This window comes from Xylanibacter rarus, from assembly GCF_001275135.1.
Classification (GTDB): domain Bacteria; phylum Bacteroidota; class Bacteroidia; order Bacteroidales; family Bacteroidaceae; genus Prevotella; species Prevotella rara.
On the sequence record NZ_LFQU01000027.1, the window covers coordinates 15,505 to 33,661 of the forward strand.

General features: G+C 49.4%; 13 protein-coding genes and 1 pseudogene. 9 read left to right on the forward strand and 5 right to left on the reverse strand.

Translation table 11 applies throughout. The features are described 5' to 3' along the window. Positions 1 to 748: 748 nt before the first annotated feature. On the forward strand, positions 749 to 1,270 hold the full coding sequence (locus ACU52_RS11860) for a ferritin (RefSeq protein ID WP_021853677.1): 522 nt from the start codon (positions 749 to 751) through the stop codon (positions 1,268 to 1,270). A 481-nt stretch (positions 1,271 to 1,751) separates the two neighbouring features. Here the strand turns inward: ACU52_RS11860 and ACU52_RS11865 are convergent, their stop codons facing one another. Beyond that, positions 1,752 to 3,338, reverse strand: coding sequence for a tetratricopeptide repeat protein (locus tag ACU52_RS11865; RefSeq protein WP_147630864.1), 1,587 nt, complete (start codon positions 3,336 to 3,338; stop codon positions 1,752 to 1,754). Positions 3,339 to 3,707: 369 nt separating this feature from the next. On the opposite strand from ACU52_RS11865, the gene ACU52_RS15290 reads away from it, so the two are divergent. From ACU52_RS15290 to ACU52_RS15185, 5 genes are all read left to right on the forward strand, one after another. Then, positions 3,708 to 3,884 (forward strand): hypothetical protein, encoded by a 177-nt coding sequence (locus tag ACU52_RS15290; protein WP_162207773.1) that lies wholly within the window; start codon positions 3,708 to 3,710, stop codon positions 3,882 to 3,884. 245 nt (positions 3,885 to 4,129) lie between these two features. Next, entirely contained in the window at positions 4,130 to 4,387 is a 258-nt protein-coding gene (locus tag ACU52_RS15180; RefSeq protein WP_125105222.1) for a hypothetical protein, read from the forward strand. Between the two features lie 123 nt (positions 4,388 to 4,510). After that, positions 4,511 to 4,768, forward strand: coding sequence for a hypothetical protein (locus ACU52_RS11870; RefSeq protein WP_053398936.1), 258 nt, complete (start codon positions 4,511 to 4,513; stop codon positions 4,766 to 4,768). 43 nt (positions 4,769 to 4,811) lie between these two features. Further along, positions 4,812 to 5,408 carry a hypothetical protein gene (locus ACU52_RS11875; protein WP_053398937.1) on the forward strand — a complete coding sequence of 199 codons (597 nt, stop codon included), beginning with the start codon at positions 4,812 to 4,814 and terminating at the stop codon, positions 5,406 to 5,408. Between the two features lie 173 nt (positions 5,409 to 5,581). After that, positions 5,582 to 6,040, forward strand: a complete 459-nt coding sequence (locus ACU52_RS15185; RefSeq protein ID WP_125105220.1) for a hypothetical protein — start codon at positions 5,582 to 5,584, stop codon at positions 6,038 to 6,040. 74 nt (positions 6,041 to 6,114) lie between these two features. Here the strand turns inward: ACU52_RS15185 and ACU52_RS11885 are convergent, their stop codons facing one another. From ACU52_RS11885 to ACU52_RS11895, 3 genes are all read right to left on the reverse strand, one after another. Next, on the reverse strand, positions 6,115 to 7,812 hold the full coding sequence (locus ACU52_RS11885; RefSeq protein WP_053398939.1) for a phosphoethanolamine transferase family protein: 1,698 nt from the start codon (positions 7,810 to 7,812) through the stop codon (positions 6,115 to 6,117). Between the two features lie 192 nt (positions 7,813 to 8,004). Next, positions 8,005 to 9,207 (reverse strand): BamA/TamA family outer membrane protein, encoded by a 1,203-nt coding sequence (locus ACU52_RS11890; RefSeq protein WP_053398940.1) that lies wholly within the window; start codon positions 9,205 to 9,207, stop codon positions 8,005 to 8,007. A 15-nt stretch (positions 9,208 to 9,222) separates the two neighbouring features. Beyond that, entirely contained in the window at positions 9,223 to 10,182 is a 960-nt protein-coding gene (locus ACU52_RS11895) for a PCMD domain-containing protein (protein ID WP_053398941.1), read from the reverse strand. Positions 10,183 to 10,489: 307 nt separating this feature from the next. Here ACU52_RS11895 and ACU52_RS15190 point away from each other — a divergent pair, with 307 nt between their 5' ends. Next, a complete protein-coding gene (locus ACU52_RS15190) occupies positions 10,490 to 10,639 on the forward strand; it encodes a hypothetical protein (RefSeq protein ID WP_156316896.1) in 150 nt (49 codons plus the stop codon). Positions 10,640 to 11,064: 425 nt separating this feature from the next. On the opposite strand, the gene ACU52_RS11905 is transcribed toward ACU52_RS15190, so the two are convergent. Beyond that, positions 11,065 to 12,759: a Na/Pi cotransporter family protein gene (locus ACU52_RS11905; RefSeq protein WP_053398943.1), complete on the reverse strand. Its 1,695-nt coding sequence runs from the start codon at positions 12,757 to 12,759 to the stop codon at positions 11,065 to 11,067. 87 nt (positions 12,760 to 12,846) lie between these two features. Between ACU52_RS11905 and ACU52_RS11910 the strand changes: the two are divergent. Beyond that, positions 12,847 to 14,507 (forward strand): annotated as a pseudogene (locus ACU52_RS11910) (nucleoside kinase). 549 nt (positions 14,508 to 15,056) lie between these two features. Further along, on the forward strand, positions 15,057 to 18,119 hold the full coding sequence (locus ACU52_RS11915; protein WP_147630865.1) for a T9SS type A sorting domain-containing protein: 3,063 nt from the start codon (positions 15,057 to 15,059) through the stop codon (positions 18,117 to 18,119). Positions 18,120 to 18,157: the final 38 nt, after the last annotated feature.

The window sequence follows — 18,157 nt, forward strand, 5'->3', positions numbered from 1 at the left end:
GAATATCACTTCTGCCATAATGGACTTATTTGGCGTCTTATCCGGGTTTCATCAATATGACTTACCCTACAAACTGCATGTCTGGCAGGCATTGCTGCCACAGAAAACTCTTTACAAAATTTATGTATAGAGTTTTCTGTGAAATAGAAATCCGATATATAACGTATGTTAAACAGACGGGCTGCATGAGGTCATCTGTTTAACATACGTTTGCTTTTACGCTGCTTTTTCATGCCCGAAATGCCTGTTTCGGAGGTTAAAACCGCAGGTTTTGCACTGCAAACAGTGCCACTTTTCATTGCTAAACCTATCGTTTAAGCATGCTAAGTGGCCGAGTAATGTTTTTTAACACACACGTCTTCACCCTTCAACCGGCATAAATGCCTATATATCAGCACGTTGACAGAAAGGCCCGTTTTCTGCGTTTTTCGGGCAAAAAGCAAGGCCGGCGCAGAAAAGCGGCATTCTGAGAGCGTCAAAATAAAAAAGTTTTCTGTTGCAGGCAGTCTGCCGCTACTGCCGGAGCAGCATTGCATGATGACAGCAAAAACTGCAATAATGCTAAAAAAAAATAATAAATATACAGCATAGCTTGCCGTATGATTTATTTTTCCTATATTTGCAATATATAGGATGCGGCTCGGCAATACAAAATCAGGAACAAAGTTTTTGTTTTTGCAATGCATTCGCCTTTCACTATATCCGAGAAATGAAAAACAGAACTATTAAAAATAAAAAAGTAGGAATTATGTTGAATAAGAAGGTTGAAGAGGCGCTCAATGCGCAGATTAATGCCGAAATGTGGTCGGCATATTTGTATTTGTCTATGGCTGCCTATTGCCACGCAGAAGGCCAGCCGGGTATGGCAAAATGGTTTGAGGTGCAGTTTCAGGAAGAACAAGACCACGCCAAGATTCTGTTTAACTACATCAACTCTCGCAACGGACGCGTGGAGCTGAAGGCCATCGACGAGGTTCCGACAAAATGGGACTCAATTCTCGATGTGTTCAAGAGCACGCTGAAGCACGAGCAGAAGGTTACGGGCATGATCAATGACCTGTATGCGCTGACACACGAGCAGAACGACTTTGCTACGCAGAGCATGCTGAAGTGGTTTATCGACGAGCAGGTTGAGGAGGAAGAAACAGCCCAGACCATTATAGACAACATAAAGATGATTAAAGATAACGGATACGGCATATACATGCTCGACAAGGAGCTCGGAGCAAGAACTTACACACAGGCCGCACCGTTGAATGGTTCTCTCTAATTAAATTTAGAGCAGGTATCTTAATAAAAACAATCAGGGGAAGCCGGAGAATAAACTTGTTCTCCGGCTTTTTCTTGCCGGTTTGCCAAGACTTGCATCGCCATATAACCACCACTCGCAGACACTGAGCTGACACACAGCCACAGCAAAGCCAGCTTGCAAGGACAAGACAAGCCAAAATCATCAATACACAACCTTTGCATTGCAACATAACAACAATGCGTACATCACCATACCGAATGCATTAAACCATGATAAAGCCACTTACGCCATAAAGGTTAACCTAAACTCCTCCACGGAGCCATTGCACGGCCACACTACAACAAGTGCCTACACCATCAAGGCTAACCTAAGCTCCTCCACGGAGCCATTGCGCGGCCACACTACAACAAGTGCCTACAACATCAAGACTAACCTAAGCTCCCTCACGGAGCCATTGCGCGGCCACACTACAACAAGTGCCTACACCATCAAGGCAAACCTAAGCTCCCCCACGGGGGGAGTTGAGGGGGCTTCTCCTCAACCTGTATTTCATCGTCCTTACGGCGCCCGCCGTCATGTTCATGGCACGCTGGATGTCGCTGTCAGTGAGGCCGGCGAGGGGCAGCATAAGGAAAAACGTGTTGTATGGCGTCAGCCGTCTGTGGCTCTTCTCTATGGCGGCTATGTCGTCGGGCATCAGCGTTCGGCCGTATTCAACGGCTGCCTCAAAGTCGGCTTTCTTCCATTCGGCCGTGTTTCCTCCGCCGATAATCTCCTCATATCGCCTTTGTCCCAGTCCTATTATTGCCGCTCTCTGCTCCCTGAGCGTGTCGAGCTTGCGGCTCAGGCTGCCAATCTTTCTCTCATTCTCGTCTTTCGACAGGCTCAGCTCGTCTATCTCCTTTCTGTATCTGTCGGTTAGCCGCTCAATCTCGCCGAGCCGTTTTTTGCTTCGGTTTATCTTTCTTCGGTGAACCACCAGCAGCAGCGCGAGTGCCGCCACTGCCACCGTTGCCGCCACAGCCGCCGTCTTCAGCTTCATGTCGGCCTGCCGCGCGGCCTCTGCCTTGTCTATTTCGTTTTGCAGGCTCAGCATCTTTTCCGTGTTTTTGCTTTGCTCAATGCTGTCTTTCATCGCCTTCGACTTTGTCATCAGTTCGGCTGCCTCGCGATATTCTCCCTGTTCTTTTTTAACGTCTGCCATCCACGACATAACTTCTGCCCTCACTATAGGGCTGCCTTTGCTCATTGCCCTGTTCCACAGTTCAAACGCTTCGCTCTCTTTTCCTTGTTCAATATATATGTTGCCGAGAATAAAGTAAGCGTATGACGTGGGCTTTATTGATAAAGACATTTTGGCGTATTTCTCTGCTTTGCTCAATTTCCCCTGGTTAGAGAATTCGGCACTGATGTCTGTAAGAACATCAACTTTTTCTTCCTCTCTTAAATATTTAACAAGAGGTATTGATTTTTCTGTATAATATGCACCACTGTCAAGCATATTAAGTGAAGTGCAAATATTTCCAATTTTATCCAAAATCAGGCAAGTCAAAGCCCAGTCTTTGCGCTTTTCGGCAAGTGCCAGTGCTTTCTTTTCATAATGTAGAGCCGTGTTTTGATTGCCAATAGAAGTATTTATTGCGCCAAGATTGGCATAAATCCTGCTTAATAATTTTGCATCATTTACTTTTAACGCAAGATGTTCGGCTTCTTTCAGACAAGTTAAGGCAACATTTATATTATTATTCCTAAAAGAAATCATACCTTTATAATATAAGGCTCTTGCCAGATTATATTTGTTGGCCGTTTTTCTGTAATATGCTACGCTATAGGTTATGCCGGAGTCTGATTCAACAGGAATCCTGAGCCTGTATGTTGCCATGTCGTGCAACAGACCATAGTATGCCCGTTCTTCATCTGTTTTCAAATCGCTTTTGTTGATTGTCAAAAGTTGTCTTATTGCTGCGCTGTCCTTATTTTTGTCGATAAGGCTGTCTGCGTTTACAAGACAATCATACACATTGCTGTGTCTTTGGCATGCAGCGATTGTTACGATAAGAAATATTATAGTCAAAATGTGTTTCATGTTGTGACTTTTCAGATGCTCAAAGTTATTGATTAATTCTGTTATGTGCAAGTTTTTATTCATTTTTTGCTCGTCGACAATGCCGTAAAGCGTCACATTTTTGTGTTTAAATTTGTTGCATTTCTATATGTACAACATTGATAATCAGAGATTTAAATACTAAATCAAAATGTGACGCATTCAGAAAAAATATTGATTAAAGTTTGGCGGTATGGCTTTGCGTTTTATAACTTTACAAAAGCGACGGAGGCAGAATAAGTCAAATAAAAAGAATTTGCCAAAGTTATTTTTGAGATTTATCGGCTGCGCCGGCGGATAGGATATTGAATTGTTGTAAGTTAAATTTTTAATAATAAAAAAACATTGGTTATGAGAAGAATAATATTTATCGTCGGCATGACGTTGGGATTGTGTTTTTGCGTATGTGCAAGGGGACAAGTAAAGAAAGACATCTGGTCGGAAGTGTCCACACAATTATCGATGTATGGAAATTCCAAAAGGCACATGAACGTTTCTTACACGCTGGGCTGTATCGTCGTTATGTAGCGGATTAGAATAATTATGCACGAAAATGGCGCGAATATTAGGAAACATGGAAATAATTTTGTAGATTTGCCTTTTGAATAAACTAATGACTTCAGAATACTCAAACGTAAAAAGAAATCAGTGCAGCCTTATGGCGCGTAAAGGCCGGAGACTTAACGGCACCATGAAAATTAATGATTGACGCAACCGCAGGCGGAGATGTTCCTGCCCAAAGTTATGTATTAACACCTTAAACAGATATAATTATGAATAAAATCACATTTGCTCAGTTGTTCAGCTGGTTTACGTTTTTAATATTCGGCTTATTCTTGATATTCGATCTCACGTGCCGGGGTAACACTATGTTTAATACAATCGCCTATGTCTTGTTCGCGGCAATAGGACTTATCGGACTGCTTACGTTTAAAAAGCGGAAACCCGACTGGCGCATATTTGACATCGTGTTCAATGCGCTGTTGCTGCTGTACAGTGCAGTGATGCTTTATTCAATATACATCGAATAAGGCAGACGAAGAGAGCATGCAAATGCAAAAGACTTAACGGCACAATAGAATTTAAAGGTAGACACAACCGCAGGCGGATGTGTTTTACCTAAAATCGTTATTAACACATTAAACAGAAATGTTATGAATAAAAAGACACTTGCCAGGCTTTACGAATGGTTTTCGTCTATAGTATTGATATTCTTCTTAGTTGTAAGATTTGCGTTCCATAACAACGACACGCTTTATACAATCGTCTATATCTTGGTTGTTGCGGAAGGAGTTATAGGTCTGCTTACGTTTAAAAAGCGGAAGCCCGACTGGCGCATATTAGACATTACGTTCAATGTGATTTTGCTGCTGTTAGGCGGATTGGCGCTTGTGGCTACGTACATCGAATAAGGGAGACGAAGAGATTTACAGAAATGAAATATGGAAACATAATATGAGCAATTTAAGTTTAATCGCAGGTCTTGGCGTCGCCGTGGTGCTGTCTGTGGCGGCGTTTGTGGCAAGACGGCGCAAGAAGGTTAGCCACGACAGCATGGACTTATGCCTGGAACTGGTGTTCTTTTTTGCCGCATACAAGCTGTTAAAGGTTGCGGCCGTAACGCTGGGCATGCCTTCGTCATATTTCTATTTGGCGGCATTTGCGGTTTCTGCCGTAGCCCTTGTATACAGAATGTTGAGAAAATCAGCCGGGCGGCTTTACAACGGACTGTTGCTGCTTGCGTGCATGGGGTCGGCTATAGGCATTATAGATGCCGTGGGCTTGGCCTCCGGCCGCTGGTTTATGGTGTCGGCGAGCGCAGTAGTGGCGCTTGGCTCGCTCGCGTTTATCATGACAAGTATGCACAAGAAGAAAGACTTTGGCAACGACACTGCCGACATGGTGTCGGGAGTTGCGTTTATGGCCTCTGCCGTAAAGTTCTGGCAGCTTACGCTTAATGTGTCATGGCTGTGGGCTGTGCTGCTTGCCGTAGCCGTGCTTGTGGCCTCGCTTGCCGTATATCTTGTCGCGCTGATGCGCGGCGGCAGATGACGCACGTGCATTTATCAGGCATAACGCATTAATAACGCACCGGCATGAATAGCAATGTCGGCATAGATAAGCAGGCATGGCTGCGAGAACGGGCGGCATTAGCCGTGGCATGAGGTCTGCATCATGTGTTTATGTTCAGATTCAATGATTAAAAAAGAAAGAGGAGATTATATATGATACCATTACATCTGTGCTGCGCTGCCGGCAGGACAAAAGACGCACTGGGCAGTTACTCGATATTTTTATTTCCGATAGCTATAGGTCTGATTGTTGGATTTGACTCGTCAGCGTTTTACTTCTTTCTCATTCTGGCAGTGATTACAGTAGCGCTGAATATGGTTAATAAAGTAAGAAATGAAGAAGACAAAGACACAGAAGAGCCAAATGCGTATGTCAAGGTGTTCAGATGCTTTTCGTTTTTGGTAATCCTGCTCTTTGTTATGGCTGAGACAATGTACCGGGACAACGCCACGCTTGGGGCAATGGTCTATGCCTTGTTTGCTGCAAGGGGCCTTATGGGGCTGCTTACACTGACTAAGAGAAAGCCCGACAGGCGCATGTCAGACATTGTGTTCAATGTGCTGTGGCTGCTGTTCGGTGCCATGATGCTTTATTTCACATACGCCGGATAGCACCTACAGGCCACATCAGCACATCTACGCCAAGAGCCATGCACAGAATAATTGAAGCAGCATTGGCTGCAGCGTCAGTATTTCAGGTTCATCTTTCTGAACATAACAAAATCTTCGTCTCCACGCAAAATCTTCTTTATAGCCACAGGCAGGTTGTGATCGTTGAGATAATGGCGCTCGCCCGGCTTATAGCTGCTGCTTGCCACCGACAGGCTGTCGGCACGCAGGGGCGTTGATATGCCTGCAAGCGAGAGCATGGTGTGGAACACCGACGCGCTTGTGGCCACACTCTTGCGGCTGTTGGAGCCGACGGCTGCAGCCTCGGCGGCATACATCTGCCTGTAAGACGGCGACATCCATATCAGCAGAGGCACGTGCAGCTCATAGTATGAAGGTATGGGCGAAGCATGAAGAAACAGCCTGCGGCCGTCGTCAAATATGTTTTCGCCGTGGTCTGAGGTGTAGAGCATGGCCGACACGGCACCGCTGCGGTCGAGCTGACGTATGAGCAACGACAAGAAACGGTCGGTGCTTCTGATGCTGTTGTCATAGGCGTTGAGCAGTTGCCTGCGGTTAGACACCTTGGCCTCGCTGGCGTTGTCGGGCCTGAACACGGCCTCAGACCGCCTGTAACGCTCGCGGTAGTTGAAGTGAGAGCCATACGTGTGCAGCACAATCAGCTCCTTTGCACGTTTCTTATCCAGTATGTCGTTCACCATACGCAGCATATCTTCGTCATACATGTCGCTGCGTTCAGTTTCTTCTTTTATAAACTTCCAGTCGTCGGCCTCCTTGCCGAAGATGTCAATAAACGAGTGGTTAGGCCGCTGGTTTGATATGAATGTCGTGTGGAAGCCTGCCTCGCGGAACGCCGTGATGATGCCTTTCTCGCGGTATATGCGGCCGTAGTCTTCAGCCGAGGCTGCCGACAAGAGCATCGGTACGCTCTTGTGCGTGGTGTTCGACTGCGTTATGGCATCGCTGAACACCGTGAGTCCGCCGGTGCGCTGAAGCATGGGCGTGGTGTTGCGGCCATAGCCGTAAAGCCCGAAGCTGCAGGCACGCGCCGTCTCTCCGATAACCAGCACATAGACCTCGCGCCCTGAGGCGGCATGGGTGGGCACGGCATTAAAACTGAAGCCGGCCGATGTCTGGGGATAATCTGCCGTGGCCTTGTAGCGGTCGGCGGCAAGATATATGTTGTAGAACACGTTGAGGGGATACAGATGCAGCCGTGCGCTGTAGTCGCGGCCGGCAAGATAGCTGCCCGCCATGCATGCCGCCCCTGCAACGAGAGCCGCAAGCGAACGGCGCCGCTGGCGCAGCAGGAAACTGCGGCTAAGCACGTCGCCGCGGCGCAGCGACACAACGGCCAGCACTATCACGGGCACATAAATAACCACGACGATGACTATTGCCGGCAGAAGATTGTCGAGCAGCTCCATGGCCTCGCCCACATTGGTGGTAACAAGATTGAGAAACATGTCGACAGCTATAATAGAATGGCCGAAGAGATAGAGCAGCACTATCTGGAAGGCGGCCAGAAACATCAGCGGAAAAAGCAGCAGAGCCGTCTTGCCGGGCCTACGGCCCAGCGCCATGAGCAGCCATACGGCCGCCACGGGCAGCACGATGTTGGTGACGGAGGCCATGATGCCCATGCGCTCGGTGAAACACAGAGCCACGTTGGGTATTGCCAGCACGGCAACAGTAAGCCAGAATATGCCGTGCGGTGAGGCGCAGCATCTTATTATGTCTGTTGATTTGATCATTTCCTTTTATTGTCTGTTTGTTGATTATGTCGTTGCAGGCGCCCCGACAGAACTTTGTCACGGCGCGACAGCACACAGCCTCACGGCGGCAGCTGCCGAAGAACGTAAGCGGCGGGCGTATGATACGGCAGACAGGGGACTATGATGTCCGCTGACGGCGCATGACAAGGCACGGCCACAGAGAAGACGAGGTCAGAAGGCCTCGTTGATATGGAAGAGGAAGCCCGACTGTCCGCTCTTGCCGAAGCCGTAGTCGAGGCGTATGTTCACGTCTTTCTTGAACTCCCAGCGGTAGCCTATGCCGAAGTTGGGCAGCACGCGGTCGGCGCGTATGGCGCTGAACTTGCTGAACACCGTGCCCGCTCCGGCCCATACCACCATGCCGTTGCGCCCCCACAGATGCTGACGCAGCTCAACCTGCGCCTCTATCTTGTGCTTGTCGCGATAACGTCCCTCATAATATCCGCGCATGGAATAAGAGCTGCCAAGCAGCGCCATCATGCCCCACGAGGGATTGCCGAAGTTGAGCGTACTGGTGATGTCGCCCGCGATGATGCCTCCCTTCCACACCCGTCCGTATGCGCTGGCATGAAGGTCGGTGGTGCTGAAGGCATAGTCGTTGCCGAGAAATGCCGGCCGGAAATATTGCGACAGGTTGACATAGAAGCCCTTGTGAGGGTTGGTTATGACGTCGCGCGAGTCGTAAACGAGCGAGACGCCCGCGCCAACGTTCCATGTGCGCCTGTCCATGCCGTTGAGCAGTTCGGGGCGCTCTACGTTGTTGGCATAGGCAAAGTCGTAGACCAGCACCGGACCTGCATACAGATTGTCGGCAAAGCGCCACAGCAGACTTATGTCGGCATTGACCTGGCAGCGGTTCATCTCCGACTTGTTGGCGTCGTTGTTGCCCATCTCGTAGCCGATGCCCCAGAAGTCGCTCTTGAACGAGTCGAACGACACGTCGTAGACCATGCGGCAGCGGTCGTGCGGAAATATATGGTTGCCCCTCACACCAATCTTATAATAGTTTGCCGTGGTGATGTCGCCGTAAAGGGCCACGTTAGAGCGCGTAAGGAGCGAGTCGGCCATGTCAGTGCGATACAGTCCGGTGGCAACAAGTCCCAGTCCGAGCTTGGTGTCGGTGCTGTAGTGCGGTCCGCCTATTATGCTGAAGTCGAACTTCTTGTAAGGTTTCTCCTTGTTCGAGTCGGCAAAATAGTCGATGACGCGGTTTATCAGTCCCTTTTTCTTCTTTTTCTCCGTAGTGTCGGCAGGACATGTTCCGGCCTGTTCACACGTGTCGGCCACTACGGTTCCGGCCTTGTCTCCGGCATCCTGCGCCCCCGCGGCTGCGGTTCCGAGCGCCATGATGGTTGTAAGCAGCAGAGTCTTCATCAGCTGTTGTCTTTATCAGTAAACAAGTTCAACATTGTCTATCCACAGAGTGTTTCCTGGTGATCCGATGTATGCACCGCCGTGGCTCGACGAGAATTGCAGCATCAGATGCGTAGGCGCAGTGCCTTGGGGAGCCCATCCCGTCTCAACCACGGGCACGCTCTTGCCCTTGCTGTTGCGTGCATAGTCGGTCTTGCGCAGCCCCATGGTCCTTGCGTCATAGCTAGGATTGTTCCTTATGTCGCCGTAAAGTATCTGATATGTGGCGTTGTTCACCCATCCGTTGGTGCTTGTCCCGTATTTCACTACGAGCGTGCCCACTCTTTCGGCCGTGATGTTCCCCTTGCTGTCCTCATGCCTCTTCTGCAGATACAGCACGGTTATGGCGTAGTCCTTGCCAGCCACGGTAGAACTCTTGCTGAATCCGGTCTGCTTTATTCTGTTGGCCGTGCCGGCCACCTTCACCCTATAGTCGTAGCGCAGCGCCTTGGGCCTGCCCGTAAAGTGTATACCGTTGTTCATGGCCTTTGGTCCGTCCTTGGTTCCGGTTATCGGCTCCTTCATGTCTCCCAGGAAGATAGAGCCTGCCGCCAGCACCTTGATGTTCATAAGGCCCATCACCTTGACGCTCTCGATGTGAGTAGTCAGCTTGGCGCAATATCCGCTGCCGTGCTTGTCGCGGTAGACCGAGTTGTTGGTCTTTACCACCCCCATGACCTTTGCCATCACGTTAGACGTGCCCCAAGGCGAACCTCCGCCGTTGACGTAAGGCTTGTTGCCGCTTATGGTGCGGCTTGGTCCTATCTCATACAGCGTCTTTGTCTGTCCCCCGATGATTGCAGATTCCTCTATCTTACGTATGGTCCAATTGTCCATATTGCCATAGCGAATGGGGACAACCTTCTCTGTGGCAGACGCCGGCAGGGTCAGCAGGATGACTAATGCCAGCATGAGGTTATTACATTTATGTTTCATAATGGTGGCAAATATATGAAAACTTTATTGTCTAAAAAAGTTTTTGAAGTGTTTTTGACTGTTAGAAGCTCCAAATGTGTGTATTATTTTGCAGTGAAAAACATTATTTAACTTTTAGTATACGATTATTCCACATCCGGCCCTATGACACAATACCAGGCCGCACAGGATTAAAAGCGAGCCGCGTATTACGGTGCATATCGTTTAACCAAAATCTGTCGATTTGGGTTAAAAGTTAAAAATGAAAAACATCTCCGAAAAAGCGGAAGCCTCTACGCTCAAGATAAAGCCTAAATAAGACAGAACGATGAAGACGGATTTAGGCAGAAAAACATTCAATAACAAACTCATCGGGCATGCTGTTCAGGAGCCACAAGACAGCTGCCTGCTGACGCCGGAAACAGGGATATACAAAAAGAGGCTGAAAATCGTAACATTTTCAGCCACTTTTCATTAACAGAAGATTGTTTTGTGATAAATATTCAGCAATTCTTTAAGGAATTGCCGCCGATTTACTTTCAGACTGTTAGTGGGCCGTTTATGGTGCAAAAGTGGGGCACTTTTGCACCGTAAACGGCCCACTTTTCATGCGCAAGTCATAGGTTAATTTTGCCTGTACGGCATGGCTGACGCAACATGGCGCAGCCACACACGCCAACGATTTGGTACGCAGCAGCGGCGCACCGTTCTACCGGCTGACAACATGCCTGCCGATGCCGCACAAAAAAGGCCGTCGGCACTGCCTCCGGCAAATGTATGATGCCGGAAGACAATACGGACGGCCGTATAGCGTGTGTATAAGTCCGACCAGAGCGGCATGCCCTGGCCGGACCTTGTTATTGCTAATGCCATGCCCATGCCGCCGCGGCGGCCGTGTCATGGTCAGGCTTCTCTCTGCTTTGTACCCATTCGGGCCTCAACAACGTTGATAACATAGTCACCAAGCTTCTCGCACTCACATATTATGTCCATATACATCGTGCCGATGGCGTAGGTGTACTCATGACTGTTCACGTCGTTGATGTTCTGGCTCTTCAGCTGGTTGCGGTAGTTGTTAATCTCGTTCTCTATGTTGAACGAGCGGTTAACGTCGAGCTTGTCCTTGCGTCCCGAGAGCATGATGTTCATCTGCGTCAGACTGTCGTCGGTAAGTTCAAACATCTGGTGCAGGTGTTCATACTGGCTTTCGGTGAAGTCTTCCTTGCCCTTAAACTTTCTGCTGATGTTGCGGGCAATGTTGTAGCAGCTGTCGCCGATACTCTCAATCTCCGATATCTCCCTGAGCATGGCCCTTATCCTGGCCTTGGTCTCGTCGCTGAGGTGGGCGTCGCTCACGCTGTCGAGATATTTGGCAATCTCTATCTCCATGTTGTCGCTGATGCCCTCATACTTCTCAATTCTGGTAAAGAGCTTCGTGAAGGCCGTGTCGTTGGTGGTGTTGAGCAGCTCGCGCACAAATCCGAACATGCGCTGTATGCGCTCAGCAAAGAGTATAATCTCCTTCTGTGCCTCGAGCACCGACAGCTCCGGCGTCTCCATGATGCTGTTGCCGCCGATGTAGCGCAGGCGGAACTCCTCTTCCTCGTCGTTGGTGCGGGGCTTGATGAGCCAGCAGACAAGTTTCTCAATCTGCGGTATGAACCATATAAGTATAAAGGTGTTGCAGATGTTGAACGACGTATGGAACGCTGCCAGCACGACAGAAAGCTTTATTGGGTTGAGGTCGTGCGACTGCGGGTCGTAGTTGACAAAGTTGCAGACGAGGTCGACAAACGGATAGAACACGCACAGCACCCACAGTACGCCGAACACGTTGAACACCAGATGGGCAAGCGCAGCCCTGCGCGCCTGTGTGTTGGCTCCGAGTGCGGCCAGGTTGGCCGTGGCGGTAGTACCGATGTTCTCGCCCATCACGAGCGCTATACCCAGATATATGGGCAGCACGCCGCTCGAACAGAGCACCATGGTGATGGCCATCAGGGCGGCCGACGACTGCAGGATGCAGGTCAGCACGGTGCCGATAAGAAGGAATACGATTATTGTTATGTAGCTGTTAGTGTCGAACGAACTGAAAAACTCTAACAGAGCCTGATTGTGGCCAAGGTCCATCTCCTTGCCCGTGTCGCTGAGAATTGCCAGCGAGAAGAACATGAAGGCTATGCCGAAGAGGAAGTCGCCTATGTAGCGATGGCGCCGGGTGTAGATTAGCAGGATGCCGACAATAAAGGCAGGGAACACCACATCGGTGAAGTTGAACGAGAATCCGAGGCTCATGATCCATGCCGTAAGCGTAGTTCCAATGTTGGCTCCCATAATAATTGATATGGCCTGAGCCAATGTCAAGAGTCCGGCGTTGACAAACGATACTGTCATTACCGTCGTGGCCGACGACGACTGCACTGAGCAAGTTACGAACATACCGGTGAGCATTCCGGTAAACCTGTTTTTAGTCATCGTGCCGAGGATGTGGCGCAACTGTGAGCCTGCCATCTTCTGCAGAGCTTCGCTCATGCCTTTCATACCGTAGATAAGAAGGGCTAATGCTCCAATAATCTTAAAAAAAATCCAAATCGACATATTTTAATTTAATTTATCATGTCATGTTGCGATGTGATGCGAAAAACGGAGTATCTTTACGAGCGTAAATCGTTTAACCGCATGGATATGAAACAAACAATTCAAATACGTTGCAAAAATAATAAAAAATTAAAAATTTTGCAATAGGAAGTACACTTTCTGATGTTTTTCGTGAATTTAATCTCGAAATGGATTACGGCCCCATCAGCGCAAAAGTAAACAACAAGGTGGAGGGGCTCAACTACAGAGTGTACCACAGCAAGGATGTTGAATTTCTTGACATAAGGTCGGCCTCAGGCTCGCGAGCCTACACGCGCACACTGTTCTTCGTGCTGTGCAAGGCCGCGCATGACGTGTGGCCGGGAGCCGAGGTGGTGATAGACATACCAGTGTCTAACGGCTACTACTGCAACATCAACATAGGACGACCACTCACCGAGGCCGACGCCGACGCGCTGCGCTCGCGAATGCAGCAGATTATCGACGACGCGCTGCCCATACGCCGCCACGAATGCACCACGGAAGAGGCCATCGGCATGTTCTCCGAGATGGGCATGGACTCTAAGGTTAAGCTGCTAAAAAGCGTAGGCTCGCTCTACACCACATACTACGAAATAGACGGATACAAGGACTATTATTACGGCACGCTGCTCACCAACACGCGCCAGCTGTATCTCTTCGGCCTCGAGAAGTATTACGACGGCATGCTGCTGCGCATACCTCTGCGCGACGACCCGTCGCGTCTGGGCGACCTGATAAGGCAGGACAAGATGTTCGAGATATTCAAGGAGCACCACCGCTGGCAGAAGATTCTGGAAATGAGCACCGTGGGCGACTTTAACGACGCCGTAAAGAACGGCCACTCTACCGACCTTATCAACGTGTCGGAAGCCCTTCAGGAGAAGAAGATATCGCAGATTGCCGACATGATAGCGGCGCGCAAGGGCGTAAGAGTGGTGCTGATATCGGGCCCGTCGTCGAGCGGCAAGACAACGTTCTGCAAGCGTCTGTCCATACAGTTGCTCACGTGCGGCATCAAGCCTGTGCAGATTTCTTTGGACGACTATTTCGTCAACCGTGAGCTTACGCCTAAGGACGACAAGGGCGACTACGACTACGAGAGTCTCTATGCGCTCAACATCCCGCTGCTCAACGAGCAGCTCAACGCGCTCTTTGCGGGCGAGGAGGTTGAGCTGCCGCGCTACAACTTCCAGTCGGGACGCAGCGAAAAGAGCGGACGCAGGCTGAAACTGCTGCCCGACAACGTGCTCGTAGTGGAAGGCATCCACGCACTCAACCCCGAACTCACGGCCAAAATACCAGAGGAACAGAAGTTCCGCGTGTATGCATCGGCACTGACAACCATACTGCTCGACACGCACAACTATATACCGACGACCGACAACCGACTGCTGCGCCGCATCATACGCGACTACAAATACCGCGGTGTGAGCGCCGCCGAGACCATACGCCGCTGGCCGAGCGTGCGTGCCGGCGAGAACAAGTGGATATTCCCCTATCAGGAGAATGCCGACGTGATGTTCAACTCTGCCCTGCTCTTCGAGCTTGCCGTCATAAAGAGCCAGGCCGAACCGCTGCTCGAGCTTGTGCCAGAGAACATGGAGGAGCACGCCGAGGCCTACCGCCTGCTGAAGTTCCTCAAGTATATCGCCCCGATACCCAACCGCCAGCTGCCGCCTACGTCGCTGCTGCGCGAGTTCCTGGGCGGCAGTTCGTTCAAGTACTGATGCCGTTGCTTATAGCACTATTTCAATAAAAAACAAAATAGCCGGATGTCTTTATACATATATTTAATAAAGACGTCCGGCTATTTCTTTGCATACGTCATATGCAATACTACGAGCTGATGGCTGAAGACGCATTGCAGCCACGCCGACAGGCTGTTCTCTCCACACTAACAGTGCCGGCTCTGTCATGACGGTTCGGCATACTGCATGTCCGGCTGTCGGTCATAAGCCAATCTCCGTCTGCCGCCAGCCTTGCCGACACAGCACGAGGGCGGCTGTCTTACCCATAATACTTTCTGCCTGAAACATCATGCCCGCATCCAAACTGGGATGCCTATAACGCATCTGTCTTTAAAATCTTCCGTTTAATTCGCATTTATTACTGATTAAGCAACATAAAACAGGGGCTTTTTACTTCATATTGATACATATGAAGTGAAAACGGCAGGATATTTTAAAGAAAATAACAACATTTATTTAAATTTGCAAATGACAGACACTTTGTTACCTCGAAGTATCATATTATGTTTAATTTAAATTGTTATACTCATGAGAAAGACGTTACTTTTATTGGCTGTTGCACTTGCAACATTTGCTGAAAATGCATGGGCAGACAAAAGCTTTAAGACATTACCGGAGTTAACTTACGGAGTGGCGATTTCACCCAACGGACAATATCTTGTAGGAGTGAATCCCTCATACATGGTTGACGGCTCTTATTCTGTCAGCTATCTGTATGACACCAACACAGGTGAGACACAGTGGCTTACCGAGTTTGACCAAAACGACTTCAGCAAGTCAGGAGAATTTAAGGCCGTAAACGACGCCGGCGTGATTTGCGGATCATCAAAGGACCCGGATCTTCTCATAACTTACTCTGACATGTTTGGCACTGAAACCAGACCTGCCAACTCTGCCGCGATATGGAAAGACGGCAAATGCACGCTTCTTTACTACGGCGATTTCGACACATCTAAGTTTAAAATCCTAGGCGACGGTTCACAGGCTACAGACATCTCGGCCGACTCAAAGACCGTCTGCGGATATATCAGCACAGACAATGCCGCATCATTCTATCCATGTATGTGGAAAGAGGGCAACGACGGCAAATGGACTCTCGAGTGGCTCGCATTACCTGAAGATGCAAAAGGCGGAAGACCTTACTTCATCTCTGACGACGGCACAGCTATTGTAGGAACCATAACAGACGCTACAAACAACCAAAAGGTGGCATTATGGAAAGACGGCAAATGCACTATCGTGACAGACGAACAAATCGGATGGGAAACATCAGGCTACGGGGGACAGGTGAAAATACTGTCAATGAGCCCTAACGGCAAGTTCATCGTGGCCAAAAGTTCAGGTCAAATAGTGTTTATATATAATTTTGAAGCCAATGAAGGACGCAAAATTCCCGCCTTCGATACAGCAGCAAACATAGAACATGCAGCCGTAGACAACAACGGTAACGTAGTGGCTGCCTATAACTATGGCTCTATATTCTTCGGCGGAGATGTATATACACGCCCGTTCTGGTACTCATACAAGGAGGACCGCAACCTCGACTTCCCTTACTATATGCAGCTGTTTGCCAGCGGAGTTACTCCCGACTTCACATTTGAGTATGGCGAGAAGACACAGGCTGTGCCCATGGCTATATCTGCCGACGGCAACGTAATAGTAGGAAACATCGACATCTATGCTGCCGTAGGACAGAAGGCTAAATGCTGGATTCTGAAATCAGAAAGATACGACGTGTCTATCCCTGTAACCCCGTCAGGACTCTCTGCCAAGTCGGAGGCTTTAGGACAGGTTACGCTGACATGGGCAAAGGACGAGACTAAATATGAAGACCTGACCCTGAAGTCATACAACATCTACCGCGACGGCAAAAAGGTTGCCAACGTTACAGCCGACAAGCCGATGACTCTGACCGAGAACAACGTTCCGGCAGGACACCCGGGCTATGCCGTTGAAGCAGTGTTCGAGACAGCAGAGGGCGGCGAGATGCTTTCGCCAAAGTCAAACATTCTGAAGGCTTCTGTGCCCGACACATACGACATGCCTCTGTTCGACGACTTCTCGTCAAACTCTCTTGAGACTAACTACTGGGAAGTTGTAAAAGAATACGGCGATCCTACTGACGCAATGTGGGGCGTCATGCAAGACTACGGACTGATGGGCAGCAGCATTTCTTATATGGTAATCTCACAGCAGCCTTATTCAGGAAGCCTCATATCACGCCCGCTCGACGCCACAAAGGCAGAATCAGTAAGCCTGTCGTTCTTCATGCAGATGGCACCGCTGAACTCCGTAGACCAAGATCTCGAGAAAGACTCTATCAGCGTTGACATCTCTACCGACTTCGGAAAGACATGGAAGGAGATAAAGGCATGGTCGCTGAAAGACATCTATGCACAATACAGCTACAACGTAATTAACCTTGACATCTCTGCCGGAACAACAGGCAAAATCTTCCAGCTGCGTCTGCGCAAGCACGGACAGGGCGTTGCTCAATACATGATGTACGTAGACAACCTGAGGATTGAGGCCGGAGGCTCTGGCTCAAAGGCTCCAGCCGGACTTACAGGCACACTGGGCAAAGACGGCAAGTCGCTCTCACTGATGTGGCAGAACCTCTCAGGCGCTTACCAGCTCAACTACATCAACGATCCTTCTTTCATCAACAAATACACCATAGGCAACGAAGGCAAGGAACTTATTGCCGCCAACAAGTTTGAACCTGAAGACCTGGCTGCATACAAGGGCAAATATCTCTCAGGCGTGCAGACAACCATCAACTACTACAGCACAGAAGAGGAAGTAAAGGGCATACACGCTTCAGTTGTAGTGTTTGAAGACGGCAAGATGGTACGCGAACAGGAAATAAAGGACATGACATACAACGAGGCTCTGACAGTTGCTCTCGACGAGCCGCTCCTCATCGACGGAACCAAAGAGCTGATGATAGGTGTTAAGATCTTCGACTACGACGAGCAGCAGATACCTATATGCTACATTATAAGCGACAAGTTTGTTGCAGGCAAGAGCGACCTCTACTCTGAAGACAACGGCGCAAGCTGGCTGAAACTCTCTGAATTCTACAACGAGCAGGGCACACCTGAGCAGGGCTACTGCTGCTGGGACATCACCGGATGCATCACAGACACTCCTGAACTCACACCGGTTGCAGAGGGCGATCTGTTTGCATACAACATCTACCGCGACGGCGAGCAGCTCAACGAAAGAGTAATCGACAGACTGCAGACCCGCTTCACCGATCCCGAACCTACTGAGGACGCATGCTATCAGGTAGTTGGCTTCTTCTACGACGGAACGAAGTCAGAGGCTTCTGAGCAGTTCTGCCTCGACGACGTAACAGGCATTGAGCACAACATAGCCGACAACGTGACGATAACACGCAATGAAGGCGACAACTGCCTGACCATCAACGGCAAGTTTGACAATGCCACTCTCGTTGACATCAGCGGCGTATGCGTGTCACGCTCTGAAGGCAACCGCCTGTCGCTGAACGGAGTTAAGGCCGGCATCTACATCATCAGCATCAATGTTGACGGCAGAGTTTACACACAAAAGATGATTGTAAAGTAAAAGTCAGCAGCTAATCCTGCTGCATGATTATCACCCTA